1 protein-coding gene is annotated in these 604 nt (G+C 52.2%); it reads left to right on the top strand.

The window, feature by feature from the left end; translation table 11 throughout:
- Nucleotides 1–604, top strand: a 604-nt coding sequence (locus CCE82_RS12405; protein ID WP_206184400.1) for a DUF5801 repeats-in-toxin domain-containing protein, incomplete at both ends; no start/stop codon positions are given.

Genomic DNA, 604 nt, shown 5'->3' with positions numbered 1-604 from the left:
AGTGATTTGTTTACTTTAACGAAAGACGCAGGCTCTGACGGGGAGCAATCCACCCTCTTTAAGCTTTTGGTGAGTGCTCCGGCTTCTGGTTTGGTGGATACGGCAACCAATCAGGCCATCGTGTTGTCTGCCAATGCGGGCGGCACGGAAGTGTTGGGCAAGAACACCAATGGGGATGTGGTGTTTAAGGTTTTATTAACTGCCAGCAATGGGGATGTGGAAGTCTTTCAATACCGTGCGATCAAACACGAGAATGCCAGCGACCACGACGAATCCGGCGCGGGAGGCATAATAGAGCGCATTCAAGCCGGCTCTTTGAAATTGGAAGTGACCTTAACCGACAAAGACGGCGACAGTGCGAAAGACGACCTGGATTTGGGTCAAATGATGCGCTTTGAAGACGACGGCCCTGTGGTTGATATGGCGGTGAAGGCAGGGGCTGCCTTGACGCTTGATGAAACGAAAGGAGTGAAAGCCGGCGATGCGAATGCGAACGACGAAGCGGCATCTGCTGATGCCAATGACATTGGTTATGCGAAGCTTGTCGGCAGTGATTTGTTTACTTTAACGAAAGACGCAGGCTCTGACGGGGAGCAATCCACCC

It is taken from the genome of Staphylococcus cornubiensis, assembly GCF_900183575.1.
In the GTDB taxonomy this organism is placed as follows: domain Bacteria; phylum Bacillota; class Bacilli; order Staphylococcales; family Staphylococcaceae; genus Staphylococcus; species Staphylococcus cornubiensis.
Note: the sequence above shows the minus strand (reverse complement) of the source record. Positions and strands in the feature narration are given on the sequence as shown.